This window comes from Streptomyces sp. TRM64462 (assembly GCF_013362995.1).
Lineage (GTDB): Bacteria > Actinomycetota > Actinomycetes > Streptomycetales > Streptomycetaceae > Streptomyces.
Genome location: NZ_JABWDV010000098.1, coordinates 1 through 1,503 on the forward strand (window position 1 = coordinate 1; position 1,503 = coordinate 1,503).

1 protein-coding gene and 2 pseudogenes are annotated in these 1,503 nt (G+C 74.5%); 1 reads left to right on the forward strand and 2 read right to left on the reverse strand.

The annotated features are described in order from the left end of the window. Positions 1-381, forward strand: a pseudogene (locus HTZ82_RS04795) (SAM-dependent methyltransferase); the annotation flags it as partial. 48 nt (positions 382-429) lie between these two features. Here HTZ82_RS04795 and HTZ82_RS04800 read toward each other — a convergent pair. Next, complete coding sequence (locus HTZ82_RS04800) at positions 430-1,185, reverse strand: GntR family transcriptional regulator (protein ID WP_175408007.1); 756 nt, start codon at positions 1,183-1,185, stop codon at positions 430-432. Positions 1,186-1,310: 125 nt separating this feature from the next. Next, positions 1,311-1,503: pseudogene (locus HTZ82_RS04805) on the reverse strand (methylmalonate-semialdehyde dehydrogenase (CoA acylating)); the annotation flags it as partial.

Sequence of the window (1,503 nt, forward strand, 5' to 3'; positions counted from 1 at the left end):
CGGCGGGTGCTGCGCCCGGGCGGGACGCTCGCCGCGCTGGTGCCGTCCGGGTCGGGGCTCTCGCCGGCCGGGGTCGCCGGGTGGGTGCGGGTCATGGGCGCCCTGCGGGCGGTGCGGCAGCCGTGGCCGAACCCGCGGGCGCGGGACGGTTCGGCCGCGGTGCTCGCGGCGTCCGGGTTCGCCGTGCGCTCGGACGAGCGGCGCGTGTTCACCGTGGGCGTGGAGTCGCCGGAGGACGCCGCGCTGCTGGTCGACGCCCTGTACCTGCCGGGCCTGACGCGGCATCGGGCGGAGGCGGCCAAGCGGTCGCTGGGCCACTGGGCGCGCCCGGGGAGGCGTCTGGAACTGCCGCTGCGCCGGGTCGTGGCCGTACGCGCGTGAGCGTACGGGCAGGGCAGGCGGAAAGGCAGGCGGGCAGGGCAGGCGGGCTCAGCCGCGGACGAGGAGCTGGAACTGGAACGTGTAGCGCGACGCCCGGTAGATGTGGCTGCCGTACTCGACGGCGCGGCCGGTGTCGTCGTACGCGGTGCGCTGCATGGTCAGGACGGCGGCGCCCTCGGGCTCGTCGAGCCGCCCGGCCTCGTCGGCGGTCGCGTTGCGGGCGCCGATGGTCTGGCGGGCGCTGTGCAGCGTGATGCCGGCGGAGCGCAGCACCTGGTACAGGCCGGTGGTCTCCAGTGCGGCGGTGTCGAGGGCGACGAGGCCCGCCGGGACGTAGTTGCAGAGGAGCGCGACCGGCTGGTCGTGGGTGAGGCGGAGCCGCTCCAGGACGGTGACCTCGCTGCCCTCGGCGACGCCGAGCGCCGCGGCGACCTCGGCGGACGCGGGGACGGGCGCGAGGCGCAGGACGTGCGTGGTGGGGCTCTGGCCGGCGGCCTGGAGGTCGTCGTACAGGCTGCTGAGCTCCAGGGGACGCTTGACCTGGCTGTGCACCACCTGGGTGCCGATGCCGCGCCGGCGGACCAGCAGGCCCTTGTCGACCAGCGACTGGATGCCCTGACGCACGGTGGGCCGGGACAGGCCGAGGCGGGCGGCGAGGTCCACCTCGTTGCCGAGCAGGCTGCCCGGGGCGAGGGCGCCGCGCTCGATGGCGGCCTCCAGCTGCTGGGCGAGCTGGTAGTAGAGCGGCACCGGGCTGCTGCGGTCCAGCGAGAAGTCGACATCTGCAAGGGAGGGAGCGGTCACATCATCAGCCTATCCATACATTCGGACAATAGGACGTGAAGAGCCGGGACCGGGCTGTCCGGGTTGCCGGGCTGCCCGGGCAGCCGGTACGGCGGTTGTGGCCGCACCGGCAGCCCGGGGCGGTGTCACGCGTTGCTCGGGAAGCCGAGGTCGATGCCGCCGTCGGCCGGGTCGGGCCAGCGGGTGGTGATGACCTTGCCGCGCGTGTAGAAGTGCACGCCGTCGTTGCCGTAGATGTGGTGGTCGCCGAAGAGTGAGTCCTTCCAGCCGCCGAAGGAGTGGTAGCCGACGGGGACCGGGATCGGGACGTTCACGCCG